The 14,461-nt window shown below is 56.4% G+C and carries 13 protein-coding genes; 7 read left to right on the plus strand and 6 right to left on the minus strand.

Annotation, left to right across the window (positions count from 1 at the left end; translation table 11 throughout):
• Positions 1–48 precede the first annotated feature (48 nt).
• Positions 49–687 carry a 50S ribosomal protein L25/general stress protein Ctc gene (locus QZ517_RS09315; RefSeq protein WP_294225594.1) on the plus strand — a complete coding sequence of 213 codons (639 nt, stop codon included), beginning with the start codon at positions 49–51 and terminating at the stop codon, positions 685–687.
• Positions 688–939: 252 nt separating this feature from the next.
• Positions 940–2,019, plus strand: a complete 1,080-nt coding sequence (locus tag QZ517_RS09320; protein ID WP_294225597.1) for an extracellular solute-binding protein — start codon at positions 940–942, stop codon at positions 2,017–2,019.
• A 102-nt stretch (positions 2,020–2,121) separates the two neighbouring features.
• Here the strand turns inward: QZ517_RS09320 and QZ517_RS09325 are convergent, their stop codons facing one another.
• From QZ517_RS09325 to QZ517_RS09340, 4 genes are all read right to left on the minus strand, one after another.
• Positions 2,122–2,526 carry a VOC family protein gene (locus tag QZ517_RS09325; RefSeq protein WP_294225600.1) on the minus strand — a complete coding sequence of 135 codons (405 nt, stop codon included), beginning with the start codon at positions 2,524–2,526 and terminating at the stop codon, positions 2,122–2,124.
• A 1-nt stretch (position 2,527) separates the two neighbouring features.
• Entirely contained in the window at positions 2,528–3,349 is an 822-nt protein-coding gene (locus QZ517_RS09330; RefSeq protein WP_294225604.1) for an arginyltransferase, read from the minus strand.
• A gap of 159 nt (positions 3,350–3,508) precedes the next feature.
• The gene (gene argE, locus QZ517_RS09335; protein WP_294225610.1) at positions 3,509–4,672 is read right to left on the minus strand and encodes an acetylornithine deacetylase; all 1,164 of its coding nucleotides are present in this window, start codon (positions 4,670–4,672) and stop codon (positions 3,509–3,511) included.
• Positions 4,673–4,676: 4 nt separating this feature from the next.
• Positions 4,677–6,497 carry an ABC transporter ATP-binding protein gene (locus QZ517_RS09340; protein ID WP_294225615.1) on the minus strand — a complete coding sequence of 607 codons (1,821 nt, stop codon included), beginning with the start codon at positions 6,495–6,497 and terminating at the stop codon, positions 4,677–4,679.
• 300 nt (positions 6,498–6,797) lie between these two features.
• Here QZ517_RS09340 and QZ517_RS09345 point away from each other — a divergent pair, with 300 nt between their 5' ends.
• The 5 genes from QZ517_RS09345 (at position 6,798) to QZ517_RS09365 (ending at position 12,455) form a co-directional block, all read left to right on the plus strand.
• Positions 6,798–8,498, plus strand: a complete 1,701-nt coding sequence (locus QZ517_RS09345; RefSeq protein WP_294225617.1) for a peptide ABC transporter substrate-binding protein — start codon at positions 6,798–6,800, stop codon at positions 8,496–8,498.
• A gap of 109 nt (positions 8,499–8,607) precedes the next feature.
• A complete protein-coding gene (locus tag QZ517_RS09350; RefSeq protein WP_294225620.1) occupies positions 8,608–9,615 on the plus strand; it encodes an ABC transporter permease in 1,008 nt (335 codons plus the stop codon).
• On the plus strand, positions 9,608–10,519 hold the full coding sequence (locus tag QZ517_RS09355) for an ABC transporter permease (RefSeq protein ID WP_294225623.1): 912 nt from the start codon (positions 9,608–9,610) through the stop codon (positions 10,517–10,519). Before QZ517_RS09350 ends, QZ517_RS09355 begins: the two co-directional genes overlap by 8 nt.
• 114 nt (positions 10,520–10,633) lie before the next feature.
• Positions 10,634–11,707, plus strand: coding sequence for a bifunctional transcriptional activator/DNA repair enzyme AdaA (locus QZ517_RS09360; protein ID WP_294225625.1), 1,074 nt, complete (start codon positions 10,634–10,636; stop codon positions 11,705–11,707).
• The gene (locus tag QZ517_RS09365; RefSeq protein WP_294225627.1) at positions 11,694–12,455 is read left to right on the plus strand and encodes an isocitrate lyase/phosphoenolpyruvate mutase family protein; all 762 of its coding nucleotides are present in this window, start codon (positions 11,694–11,696) and stop codon (positions 12,453–12,455) included. The genes QZ517_RS09360 and QZ517_RS09365 overlap by 14 nt, the downstream gene beginning before the upstream one ends.
• A 2-nt stretch (positions 12,456–12,457) precedes the next feature.
• Here QZ517_RS09365 and QZ517_RS09370 read toward each other — a convergent pair whose 3' ends face one another.
• Entirely contained in the window at positions 12,458–13,303 is an 846-nt protein-coding gene (locus QZ517_RS09370; RefSeq protein ID WP_294225630.1) for a hypothetical protein, read from the minus strand.
• A gap of 142 nt (positions 13,304–13,445) precedes the next feature.
• Positions 13,446–14,461, minus strand: a 1,016-nt coding sequence (locus QZ517_RS09375) for a S1 RNA-binding domain-containing protein (protein ID WP_294225634.1), incomplete at its 5' end; no start/stop codon positions are given.

Genomic DNA, 14,461 nt, shown 5'->3' on the forward strand with positions numbered 1-14,461 from the left:
GGGATACAGCCTTGGAGGATCCCTGCCTATGTATATGGAGAATTCAAAATGGCTGGTCAAATTCCTGATCTTATCGCCGAAGCACGTACGGGGACAGGCAAGGGCGCCGCTCGTCAAGCACGTCGCGATGGCATGGTTCCTGGTGTTGTATACGGCGGCGAAGCCGACCCTGTGGCAATCCAAATTCCTTTCAATGTTCTGCTGAAGAAACTGAAAGATGGCCGCTTCCTGTCGACCCTGTTCAACCTGAAGGTTGAAGGTCAGGAAGACGTGCGTGTGATCTGCCGTGGCGTTCAGCGCGACGTCATCAAAGATCTGCCAACCCACATCGACCTGCTGCGTCTGCGCCGCACTTCCAAAATCAGCCTGTTCATCCACGTTGATTTTGAAAACGAAGAAGAAGCACCGGGCATCAAAAAAGGCGGCGTGCTGACCATCGTACGTCCTGAAGTTGAGCTGAACGTGACCGCAGGTGACATTCCTGAGCGTCTGGTTGTGGACCTGACCGGTAAAGACATCGGCGACACCATCACCATCAGCCAGATCGATCTTCCGGAAGGCGCGAAGCCAACCATCGATCGTGACTTCGTGATTGCCAACTTGTCCGCGCCGTCTGGCCTGCGCTCCGCTGGTGAAGACGAAGAAGGTGAAGCTGCCGAAGGTGAAGAAGCCGCAGCCGAAGAATAATCACATCACCGCATCAGCGGTTTGTGAGAACGCGGTGCCCCCGGGCGCCGCGTTTTTTTTGTTGCCCGCTTGAGTTGAACACAATTGAAACAAGAGCCTCTCAACTTTGCAGGACTTTCAACTAGGGATCACCCCACACACCCGCAACACATTCACAGGTTGTTAGGGGGTGCACAGCAATCTGGCGCCAAGTCGTTTGGGAAACTTTTGCCCGATCGCACTAACACTGTTTTCAACAACTGGGGTGCCTAGATGAAACACGCTTTGATGGGATGTATTTTGGCGGCGAGCGCGAGCATGGCGCATGCAACCGAACAGCTCAATATTTTTTCTTGGGACGGCTACGTCAACGACACCGAGGTGGCGGCAGTCAATGCCCTCCTGAAAGAGCAAGGATACGACGTTGAGGTCAACCTGCTGGAAACGGTTGCAGAAGGGCCGCAGCAGATGTTTGACATGCTGCGCTCTGGTGATGTGGATGTGTCCTTCCTGACGCTGAATTACATCAACATGGAAGGCAGCCCCTCTGCCAACATGCTACAGCCGATCGACGTGAATTCCCCTCGGCTAGAGAACTATCAGCATTTGTCCAAGGCGCTGACCAACATTCCAATGGGCATGAAGGGTGATCAACATCTCTACATTCCGTGGGGTGGCGGCGCTTACGGCATCTGGGCCAACCTCGACACCGTTCAGGACATGCCCACCTCGGTGAAGGACATGCTTGAGCCGGAATGGAAAGGCCGCCTGTCGCTCACCGATGGGCAGGTGCACCCCAACGTGTCGCTGGCCTTGCTGGCGCTTGGCCGCACCGCCTTTGAAGTGAACGATGTCTCCGGCGACCGCGCCTCTTTGGGCGCCCTCGCTTCCCCAGACAGCGAGCTACAGCAGACTGTGAACGCGCTCTACGGCCAGGTTGGCCACTTCTGGAGCGCCTCCCCGCCTTTCACTGGCGAATACGACCTGGTGGCCTCTTATGGCGTAGGTGCGTCTGCGGCCATCGCAGAAGGAGGCAACTGGGGTCTGGTACCGTTTGCGGAAGGCAACACCGTGTGGCTCGACACCATCAACTTCGCCAAACATCTGGATGGTAAAAAACTGGAAGCGGCCGAAATCTTTGCCAACTATTTCATTGGCAAAGAGGTCCAGACCCGCGTGGTTGAAGGTCTCGGTATGGTGGCATCTTCCTCGTTGGTCGATGCCAACCCTCTGATCGAGGCCAACCCGGACTTCTTCGAAGAAACCATGTTCTGGCCGCCTTACACCCGCGCCGCAGGCAACGCAATTGAGCTGATGTCCAAACGTGCCATGGGTATGAGTGCAACCAACTAAGTCGGATGAATGTGTTGCCGCCAATCTAGTTTGGCGGCAACATTCTTTCAGCCCTCGTCGTAGAGATTTGTCATTGGAAAGTGGCGCTCACTACAGGCAGGTTTACCTCAGCTTGTGCGCCTTCAGCTCCAACAAATCCCACCGGTTGTCAAACGGATCGCGCCACACGGCCACCTTGCCGTATTCCTCAACACGGGGCACTTCTTCAAAGTGGACGCCTGCGGCCTGCATTTTGTCATAGTCCCGATCAAAATCATCAGTGTTGAGGAACAGTCCAACCCGACCACCGAACTGATCGCCAATCGCGGCCTCTTGCCGTGAGCCTTGTGCTTTGGCGAGTAAAACGTTGGTTGCACAGCTCTCATCTGGGGCGACCACTACCCAGCGTTTCTCCTTGGAAAGCTGCAGATCTTCCCGCACGACAAATCCGAGTTTTCCGACATAAAATTCTAGGGCAACGTCATAATCCGGCACAACCAGCGCCAACGCATACAGATGGCGTGTCATTTCACAGCTTACGCCCACGCGCCTCAGGCAATGAAATACTCGCCACTTGCTCGGCAATTGGCGGTGTTGACAGCGGGTGACTGTCTTCTGAGAACTCTTCCGGATTTGTCATCGCCTGCCAGCGCCCACCGACAAACACCTCTAACCCCGAAAATTTAGCTTTGTAGTTCATCTTTTGGCTGCCTGGCACCCAATAGCCAAGATAGACATACGGCAGGCCAGCCTCGCGGGCGATCTCGATGTGATCGAGGATCAGGAAAGTGCCCAGTGATGTGCGGCTCATCTCCGGCTCATAAAACGAATAGACCATGCTCACACCGTCTTCGAGCACATCAGTTAGGCACACGCCTGTCAGCTGACCGCTGTCCTGATCACAATACTCCACCACCCGGCTTCGAATGGGCGTTTCCTCGATCATCGCGGCAAATTCAAACACGTCCATATCCGCCATACCGCCCTCCGCATGGCGGCTGTCGAGATACCGGCGGAACAGATCAAACTGTTCTTCCGTGGCCCAAGGAGACGTGGCGCGCCGCTGCAGATGTCCATTGCGCCGCGCCGCGCGGCGTTGGCTCTTGGTTGCGGTGAATTTTGACACATCAATCCGCGCAGACATGCAGGCGTTGCAGTCGGTACAAGACGGCCGATAGAGCACGTTTTGTGAACGCCGAAACCCTTGTTGAGACAACGAGTCATTCAGGGCGGTCGCATTGTCCCCTTGCAAGGCGGTGAAGAGCTTACGCTCCATCCGGCCCTCCAGATACGGGCATGGCTGCGGCGCGGTCACATAAAACTGCGGAACTATCGGAAGACTATGACGCATGACACTCCATCACCTCTGAACGCTTCCGACGTTATCAACAGGTTGTTAACCCGCCAAGCCCTCCGTAGGGGGTAATAGGCGGGTTTCTTAAGCCATGGTTAAAATTTGACAGGCATTAACCGTTCATTTCGGTTAATTTCATGCCCCTTTGGGACGACCTCAGGAGCACGCGGCGATCAGCTTCTCCATAAAGCCTTTTCCGGCCTCAAACTGCGCAACCGTCAGAAACTCGTCAGGCTGGTGCGCTTGGGCAATGTCGCCAGGTCCACAGATCACGGTGGAATAGTCCGCGTTTTGGAAATGCCCGCCTTCGGTGCCGTAGCTCACCACGCGGGACGCATTGTCTCCGGTCAACTGACGCACCAGTGCCTCAGCCTCTCCCGCCTCTTCCGGAAGCAGCCCCGGGACATAGAACTTCTCTTGCAGGTCGATGTGGCTCTCCGGCACAACCGCCTGCATCTCCGCCTCAACCTCGGCCACCTTGGCCTTAAACCGCGCGATCCAGTCGTCGCGGTTCTCATCGGGCACAATCCGGAAATCGAGACCAAAGCGACAGTCCAATGCCGTGATGTTGTGGGCTGTACCACCCTCAATCATGCCAACGTGCACCGTGGTCCAGGGCGGTTCAAACGTTGCCGCCACTGGTCCTGCCTCTTTGGCACGGTTTTCGAGATTCATCTCGTTGGCCCACTCAATCAGCTTGGCCCCATACATGATTGCGTTCACGCCAGTGTGCATCAGCGAGCTGTGCACTTCAAAGCCGCGCACATGAACGTTGAACCCTTGCCCACCTTTGTGACCGGTCACCGCGCCCATCATCGACGGCTCACCAACGATGACCGCAGATCCTTTCGGAAAATGTTTGTCGATGCTTTCAATAAGAGGCGCCGCGCCCGTACAGCCAATTTCCTCGTCATACGACAAAGCCAACTGCAGCGGCCGCTTCAGGTCACTGTAATGCCCTTCCACGACGGCCCAAATCGCCAGCGCGTCAAAGCCTTTCATGTCACACGTACCACGACCAAACAGCTTCCCGTCTTGCTCAACAACCTCGAAGGGGTTCGTTGACCACGGCTGACCTTCCACGGGAACCACATCGGTGTGCCCGGAAAACACAACCGCACCCTCAATTTTAGGCCCGACATGGGCAAACAGCCCCGCCTTGGCAGGGTCTGTCTCGTGAGGGTGCTGATGGGCCACAATTCCGTGGCTTTGCAGGTAGTCTTGCACCCAGTTGATCAGTGGCAAATTGGTGTCATGACTCACGGTTGGAAACGACACCAGCTTATCCAAAATGGCCCGCGGGTTCAGACGCTCCGCCATGCGCTTAATATCCGCTGTCAGTGATCAGAACCTTGTGACCTGGACCAACCTCTTTGTACTCCGACAGCGCGGCCTCATATCCTTCTGGGTGGATTGGCGACGGGATTGGCTTAAAGTTCAGGTCTTTCTCCGATTTACGCTGACGTGGGTCAGCAATCGGAACCGCCTTCATCAAAGATTGTGTGTAGGGGTGCTGAGGATTCTCAAACACCGCGCGACGCGGGCCAAGTTCCACAATCCGACCCAAATACATAACACCCACATGGTGGCTCACACGTTCCACAACCGCCATATCGTGGCTGATAAAGACGTAAGAAATACCCAGCTCAGCCTGCAACTCCATCATCAGGTTCAAAACCTGCGCCTGAACCGACACATCCAATGCGGACACTGCTTCGTCTGAGACAATCAGCTTTGGATTCAGGGCAAGCGCACGGGCAATCGCAATCCGCTGACGCTGACCACCAGACATTTCATGCGGATAGCGACGCATAAAGCTGCGCGGCAACTCCACACGATCAAACAGCATCTCAACACGCTTCTGAAGCTCGCTGCCGGAATGCGTGCCATAGTTGCGCATCGGTTCGCTGACCTGATCCTGCAACATCATCTGCGGGTTCAGCGACGCAAATGGATCTTGAAAGATCATCTGCATCTCTTGGCGCGCTGTGTGCATCTCTTTGGGGTTCAAAGAAATAATGTCCTGTCCGTCAAAGCTCACTTCACCGGAGGTCGGCTCCACCAGGCGCAACAAAGAACGGCCAGCCGTCGACTTACCACAGCCGGATTCCCCAACCAGCGACAAGGTCTGCCCTTTGTTTACCGTGAAAGATAGGTCCTCGACGGCGTGAACATTGGCCACAGTCCGACGCATCAAGCCGCCTTTTACCGGGAAACGCGTGACAAGGTTCTTTACCTCCAGGATTGGTTCTTCGGTGCCCGGGATCGGATCGGTGCTATGGGTGTTGTCGCCAAACAGCTTCATTGGGCTTGGCACATCCGTGCCGGTCATTTCACCCAACTTTGGCACAGCGGCTAGCAGTGCCTTTGTATAGTCGTGTGTCGGGTTCTCGAAGATCTCTTCGACAGTGCCCTCTTCAACTTTGTTGCCGCGGAACATTACCACAACGCGGTCTGCCATCTGCGCCACAACCGCCATGTCATGCGTGATAAACATTACGGCAGTGCCAGTTTCACGCTTCAGCCGGTCCATCAGCGCGAGAATCTCGGCCTGAATGGTCACGTCCAAAGCTGTTGTAGGCTCATCCGCGATCAACAAGCGCGGCTCACAGGCCATCGCCATGGCAATCACAACACGCTGGCGCATACCGCCGGACAGCTCGTGCGGATATTGCTTCAGGCGACGCTCGGGTTCCGGAATACGCACTTCGCGCAACAGTTCAATTGCCCGGGCTTCCGCATCCGATTTGGACAGGTTTTTATGCAACCGCAGCCCTTCGGTCAGCTGACGACCCACTGTGAACACCGGGTTCAGCGCAGTCATCGGCTCCTGAAAGATCATACCGATCTCATTGCCGCGAATCGTCCGCATCAGATCCTGATTGGCCTCGGCCAAGTTCACATCGTCCGCATCTTTGCGGTCAAACAGTAGTCTACCGCCCGCAATTTCGCCGCCGCCGAATTCCACCAAACGCATCAGCGAAAGTGATGATACCGATTTTCCGGATCCAGATTCACCAACAATACAAACGGTTTCACCGGGGTTCACCTTGAAGGACACATCCTCCACGCCCACCACAGGGCCGTCCTTTGTCTGGAACTCGACTCGCAGATTTTCGATTGACGCAATGGCGTTGTCCAACATGAAGGTGGCTCCCCTGAGTATTGTTTTTATTTGTCCCTCGGCCAGACGCTACCGCCCACAAATGCAATGGTCAAACCATGTTGGGCCAGTTTCCAGCTCTGAATGAACATTTATTCAATTTGGCCCCTTGCAATTTCACCCCCACTGGTCTGTGATGCCTGCAGTCGGAGGGGTGTACGACTTTTCCACCTTGTGGAACCGTAGATGGCAACATCTGTGTCCCTTCCTGACAAGCAAAAACCGGGCGGAATCAATCTGCCCGAACGCACGCAACCAGTGTGCACCAACATGGAGTGAGACATGAAAGCAAAAACTTTGATGCTTGGCGCCGCAGCAGCGTTTGTGATGGCCCCAGCGGCCATGGCAGAGCGCGGTTCGGACGGCCACGTGAACATCATTTATTGGCAAGCGCCTTCCATCCTGAACCCATATCTGTCTTCGGGTACCAAGGACGTTGAATCCGCTTCCCTCACCCTGGAGCCGCTGGCACGTTACGACGAAACCGGCAAAATGGTTCCATTCCTCGCAGCTGAAATTCCAACCGTTTCAAACGGTGGTGTTTCCGAAGACCTGACCAGCATCACCTGGACCATCGCAGATGGCATGATGTGGTCTGATGGGTCCGCAGTGACCGCTGCTGACGTTGTCTTCACCGGCGAATACTGCATGCACCCCGAAGGTGGCTGTGCTCAAGCGGCATTCTTTGACGGCGTTGAAAACATCGAAGCGATTGACGACAAAACCGTCAAAGTGACTTTCAACCAACCAAAGCCGAACCCATACGGCCCATTTGTTGGCGGTCAATCCCCGATTATCCAGAAAGCTCAGTTTGAAAACTGCACCGGTGCCAAAGCGCCCGAGTGTACTGCTGAGAACTTCGGCCCAATCGGCACCGGCCCATTCGTTGTGACTAACTTCAAGACCAACGACGTGATCCAGTACGAAGCCAACCCAAACTACCGTGACGCATCTAAGCCTGCGTTCGCATCTGTGACTTTCAAAGGGGGCGGCGACGCAACCGGTGCTGGTCGCGCGGTTCTAGAAACCGGCGAATTTGACTACGCCTGGAACCTCCAGCTGGCACCCGATGTGATTGCCAAGATGGAAGAAGGCGGCAAAGGCAAAGCTGTTGCAGGCTTCGGTCCGCTGGTCGAGCGTCTCGAAATGAACATGACCAACCCGTCCTCCGATCTTCCGGAAGGCGAGCGCGGCACTGTTGCACATCCTCACCCGTTCCTGTCTGACATGAACGTGCGTAAAGCACTGTCCATGGCAATCGACCGCGAACTGCTGGTGGAAATTGGTTACGGCAAAGCAGGTAAAGTTACCTGTGACCTCGTGCCTTCTCCAGACAACTACGCTGCCAAAAACGACTACTGCGCAACGCAGGACATCGCTGGCGCCAACGCTCTGCTGGACGAAGCTGGTTGGGTTAAAGGTGGCGACGGCATCCGCGCTAAAGACGGCGTGAAGCTGTCCATTCTGTACCAAACCTCCACAAACGCCGTTCGTCAGGACTTCCAAGCCCTGATCAAACAGTGGTGGAGCGAGATTGGTGTTGAAACCGAGCTGCGCAACCTGTCCGCATCTGTCTTCTTCGGCGGTGACCCAGGCTCCCCTGACACCTTCCAGAAGTTCTACGCAGACGTGGAAATGTATGCCAACACCTTCAACGGCACCGACCCTCAGCAGTACCTCGCAGCATATCGCTGTGGTGGTGAGCCGAAGCCGGACAGCCAATGGCAGGGTGAAAACATCAACCGTTTCTGTGATCCGGCATACGACGCTCTGATCGATGAACTGGCTCGTACCGGTGACATCGAGAAGCGCGGCGAGATCGCGATCAAGATGAACAACATGCTGACCAAAGACAGCTACACCATCGTGCCTCTCGTGCACCGTGGCCGTGTCTCGGCACACGCAAACTCTCTGGGCGGCGTCGTCCTGAACGTTTGGGACTCCGAGCTGTGGAATGTTGCTGACTGGCACCGCGTGAAGTAATTCACCGACATGGGGCGAGCTTTCGAGCTCGCCCCAACTCTTTTAGGCCCCGCGCAGTAAGGTCACTGTGCGGGGCTCAACAACAAAAACGACGCACAAAGGCGCTTTCATGCTGACCTTCACCATACGCCGTCTGATCCTTGCGATCCCGACGTTGCTCTTTATCTCACTTGTCATCTTCCTCCTGCTCGAGCTTGCGCCCGGCGATCCGATGGCACAAGTTCCCCTGACCGTCCCGCCAGAGGTCAAAGAGAAGATGCGCCTGGCCCTTGGCCTTGGCGAACCTGGCTATATTCGTTTTTACAAATGGCTGGTCCAGTTCTTCTGGGTAGAACCCCAGGTTCTGTTTGATCACATGTTTGGCACCGCCTTTTCCGAAGGCAAGCTGCGCATCATCAGCTGGCAGCACCGCGGCCCAGTGATGGACGTGGTTGTCGAGCGCCTGCCACAGACCCTTTGGGTTGTAGGCTTGTCCTACATCGTCGGTATCATGATCGCGCTGCCGATCGGCATCTACTCTGCTTACAAGCAATACTCGATGTTCGATCAGGCTGGTACGTTCATCACCATGATCGGCTATTCCATTCCACCGTTCTTCACCGGTCCGCTGGTGATCGTTCTGTTCTCGGTGAACTTGGGCTGGTTCCCGTTCATCTATGACACGACACATGAGGTGGTTGATTGGGACAGCTTTGTCTATCAGCTGCGTCAGATGATCATGCCAGTGATGGTGCTTGCCTTGCAAACCACTGCCCAGATCAGCCGCTACATGCGCGCCTCGATGCTGGACAACCTCAATCAGGACTATGTGCGCACCGCACGTGCCAAAGGCCTGAGCGAGAAAGTTGTGGTTCTGGTGCATGTGTTGCGCAACTCGATGATCCCGGTTGTGACCGTGATTGCGTTGGGTCTCCCAGCCATCTTTGGCGGCGCGATCATCACCGAGCAGGTGTTCTCCGTGAACGGCATCGGCGCACAGCTGATTGGCGCCATTCAGGCCAACGATTTGCCCACCGTGCAGACGCTGACCTTTATGTTCGCTTTCCTGATCGTCTTCTTCAACCTGATCGCAGACGTGCTCTACGGCGTTCTTGATCCGAGGATCCGCTATGACTGATACCACCAACACCGAGCCGACAACCCCACCGCACAGCCAGTGGTATGACGTCTGGCACCAGTTCAAGGCGCACAAAGGCGCCATGCTGGGTGGCATCGTCTTCCTGATCATTGTGTTCGGGGTCTTTCTCGGCCCACTGCTCTGGCCCTATGACGCGACCTACATCGACATCCGGTCGCGCAACCAAGGTCCAAGCTTCGCACACCCCTTTGGCACCGACCAATTGGGCCGTGACCTTCTGGCGCGGATGATGGCTGGCGGGCAGACCTCCATTGCTGTGGGTCTCACCGCCATGCTGTTGGCCTTGAGCCTCGGCAGTTTTGTCGGCATCGTCGCTGGCTTCTTTAAGAAGCTGGACGGCCCGCTGATGCGCCTGACGGATCTGTTCCTGGCGTTGCCAATCCTGCCGTTGCTTCTGGTGATGATGATGCTCTTCCGCGAACCGCTGTCCTCAGCGGTTGGTCCTGAACGTGGTATCTTCATCCTGATCGTGGTGGCCATTGGCATCACCTCTTGGATGCCCACCGCACGGATCGTGCGTGGCGATGTGCTGGCGCTGAAAGAACGTGAGTTTGTTCTGGCCGCCCGCTCCATTGGCACGTCCAACAAGAACATGATCACACGGCACATCCTGCCCAACGTTCTGTCGCCAATCATGGTGTCAGCCACATTGGGGATCGCCAACGCGATCATCACGGAATCGGCGCTGTCGTTCTTGGGCCTTGGCTTCCCACCAGACTTCCCAACCTGGGGCCGCTTATTGAACGACGCGGTGCAGTATCTGCAAGATTATCCGGAACGTGTGTTCTGGCCCGGCTTGGGCATCTCGCTGACCGTGCTGTCGGTGAACTATCTTGGCGACGGCCTGCGCGACGCGCTCGATCCCCGCATCCGCGGTCGCTAAAACAGCCAACAACGATCGGAAGGCCGGGCAATTGCCCGGCCTTTTTTTGGGGGTTTCTGAAATACATGCCCGATTTCCGGCTGTACTGCTTTTCTCCCCTGCTAGTGTGCCGTCATGATGTTTGATTTGCCCACCCACGACACGCTTTATGCAGCCCTCCTGGCCCGCGATCCCGCTTATGACGGACGCGCCTATGTCTGTGTCTCTTCCACCGGTGTCTTTTGCCGCCTGACTTGCCCAGCTCGCAAACCCAAGACAGAAAACTGCACCTTCGTTGCCTCCATTGGGGAATGCATCGAGCAAGGCTACCGCGCCTGTAAACGTTGTCATCCAATGGCTCCTGCGGCAGAGGCCGACCCAACCATCGCGGCCCTGCTCGCGGCATTGGATGACCGCCCCGATTTCCGATGGACCGAGCGTCACGTTGCCCAAATGGGCTTTGACCTCTCCACCGTGCGCCGCTCGTTCAAGCGCCAGTTTGGTATGACCTTCCTCGAAATGGCCCGTCAACGGCGCCTGCGCGAAGGGTTTGAAGTGTTGAGCAGCGGCAGCAAAGTCATTGATGCACAACACAGCGCCAGCTTTGACAGCCCCTCCGCTTTCCGCGCCGCCTTTGCCCGGCTACTGGGGTGCGCCCCTGCCGACCTTCGACAAGGCGGTTTGTTGCGCGCGGATTGGATCACATCACCGCTGGGTGATCTGATCGCCGTCTCCAGCGCCTCTCATTTGCACCTGCTGGAGTTTGTTGAACGCAAGGCCCTGCCCCGCGAACTCACCCGCCTGCGCGACTTTGCCAAAGGCGACCTCGGCTTGGGGCGCTTCGCCCCAACGGATCAAGTCGAAGCCGAACTGGCCACGTTCTTCGCGGGTCAGAGTGCAAATTTCGAAACACCCCTCGCCTTTCACGGCTCCGCTTTCACCAAAGAGGTCTGGCACGCTCTCCGCGATATCCCTGCTGGCGAAACCCGCAGCTATTCCGAGCTCGCCAACTCGATTGATCGTCCCTCGGCCACTCGCGCAGTTGCGCGTGCCAATGGTGCCAATCAAATCGCCCTGCTTGTGCCCTGCCACCGCGTTCTTGGCGCAGATGGCGCGCTCACGGGTTACGGCGGCGGCCTCTGGCGCAAACAAAAACTCATTGAAATCGAACGCCAATACAAAAAAGGAAACGTATATGACCCAAGCTGACCGCGCCCACGCCTTTGCCGCGCTGCACCAGCCCGGCACTCCTCTTGTGCTCTACAATTGCTGGGACGCCGGCAGCGGTGCAGCCATTGCCAAAGGCGGCGCCCCTGCCCTAGCGACCGGCAGCTGGTCCGTGGCAGGGGCACAGGGCTATGCCGATGGCGAAGCATTGCCACTAAACACCCTCCTGCAAATCGCTGCCCGTATCACTGCAACTTGTAGTGTGCCTGTGTCGCTTGATTTTGAAGGCGGGTACGCAACCGCACCGCAGGAATTGCGCACAAACATCGCGCGCGTGATTGACGCAGACATCGTTGGTATCAACTTTGAAGATCGTGTCGTTGCAGGAGACGGCCTACATGACATTGACACACAATCCGCCCGCCTCACCGCCATACGCGCTGAGGCCGACGCCCACGATGTCCCGCTCTTCATCAACGCACGTACAGATCTGTTTCTGCAATCCGACCCTGCGGAGCATAGCGAACATGTCGAGGCCGCCATCACGCGCGGCAAGGCCTACGCCGAGGCCGGCGCCAGCGGATTCTTCATCCCGGGCCTGTCTGACCCAGAGATGATCCGCGCCATCTGCGACGCTGTGTCCCTGCCTGTGAACGCCATGTGTTTGGATGTCACTGCGGACGTCGCCCCACTCGCTGCACTGGGTGTCTCCCGCATCAGCTTTGGGCCTGCACCCTACCGGGCCGCAATGAAGGCGCTGACTCTACATGCAGAAAGACTGTACACCTAAACCTAGGGTAAGCTCTTGAACCAAGCCCAACTGTCGGCGGCAATCTGGTCGCCGATATCATAAAACCAATGAGTGTGCTGTGGGATCACGATTAGATCGTTCTCCACACCACGCTTGGCCATCTCTTCGCCCGTGGCACGGATGTCTGCCAACTCAAATGCCGTCTCAAATTGGCCCACATAGGCTTTGTAGGGTTTGGGCTGCTGTGGAATGATCTGAAATTCAACGGGCAAAAACCCACCATGCGTCGCTCCAGCGCTCCAAGGACCTTGTGTCTTGTTCAGCAAAGCTTGCACATAGACAGCCCCTGCAGAATGGCCAAACAAATACACTCTCTCGCGATCGATCAAGTGGGTCGCATCCAATTGAGTAATCATCTTTTCCAGAACTTGCGGGGACGGATCCTGATATGGCCAATTTCCACCCGGAGCCGTTGGAGCCAAAATTGCAAATCCATTGTTGCGGGCGGTTTCATACCACATCTCGATCATCGACAATCCCGTGCGGTCCCGCCCATGAAACAACACCACCAAAGGCACCGGCCGGGCTGTCTGCGGCCCCACAAAATGCCACTTCACCGGCGTGATCCCATCAAGTGTTGAGTCCGACGCCACAATACGCTGCATTTTCTCAGACGGCGCGTAGTTGAATTCTTTTAGACGGCGCACATGAAACTGCGTCGCACTTTCCATTGTGAATGTCGCAGGCTCTGGTGCCTCTTGCGCTACCGGCATTGTCGCTGCCTCATTACGCGCTTTGGCGCTCTGGGCCGCCCAGACAAACAACCCGGCACCAGCACAAGCCAAAACGACGACAGCTGCCACAAACAGCACCACAACTCGTATCACTTTGCACCTCATCTCGTGTTGATGTCGGCCACATTCTCACACCGCATTGCGGCGATCCTTTGGCGCAACCACGCCGCCAAAAAGAAAACCCCCGCCATCGCTGGCGGAGGTTTCCAAAATCTTACACGAAGATCGGTTGATCTTACTCGTCGGTGTTGAGCGCTGCGCCCAAGATATCGCCGAGGGATGCACCGGAGTCCGAAGAACCGTACTGTGCCACGGCTTCTTTCTCTTCTGCAATCTCGCGTGCTTTGATCGACAGACCCAAACGACGGGTCTTGCTGTCGATGTTGGTCACACGTACGTCGAGTTTGTCACCAACGTTGAAACGCTCAGGGCGCTGCTCAGCACGATCACGGGACAGGTCGGAGCGACGGATGAAGGACTTCATGCCTTCGTACGCCACTTCGATGCCGCCGTCTTCGATGGCCGTCACTTCACAGGTCACAATCGAGCCGCGCTTCACGCCGCCAACTGCATCTGCAAACTTGTCGCCGCCGAGGGCTTTGATCGACAGGGAGATACGCTCTTTTTCAACGTCAACTTCGGAGACAACCGCCTGAACAACGTCGTTCTTGTGGTAGCTCTGAATCGCCTCTTCGCCGCGCTCGTCCCAAGACAAGTCGGAGAGGTGAACCATGCCGTCGATCTCGCCTGGCAGGCCAATGAACAGACCAAATTCGGTGATGTTCTTGACTTCGCCTTCGACCTCGGTGCCCTCTGGGTGTGTTTCTGCAAACACTTCCCATGGGTTGCGCATGGTCTGCTTGAGACCAAGGGAAACGCGGCGCTTGGCACCGTCGATTTCCAGCACCATGACGTCCACTTCCTGAGAGGTGGATACGATCTTGCCGGGGTGAACGTTCTTTTTGGTCCAAGACATCTCGGACACGTGAACCAGACCTTCAACACCTGGCTCCAGCTCAACAAAAGCACCGTAATCGGTGATGTTGGTCACGCGGCCTTTGTGCACGGAAGACAGTGGGTACTTGGCAGCAACCAGATCCCATGGATCGTCCTGCAGCTGCTTCATGCCCAGGCTGATGCGGTGGGTTTCTTTGTTGATCTTGATAACCTGAACTTTGACGGTTTCGCCAATTGTCAGGATCTCAGATGGGTGGTTCACACGACGCCATGCCATGTCGGTGACGTGCAGCA

The organism is uncultured Shimia sp., from assembly GCF_913054185.1.
Taxonomy (GTDB): domain Bacteria; phylum Pseudomonadota; class Alphaproteobacteria; order Rhodobacterales; family Rhodobacteraceae; genus Shimia.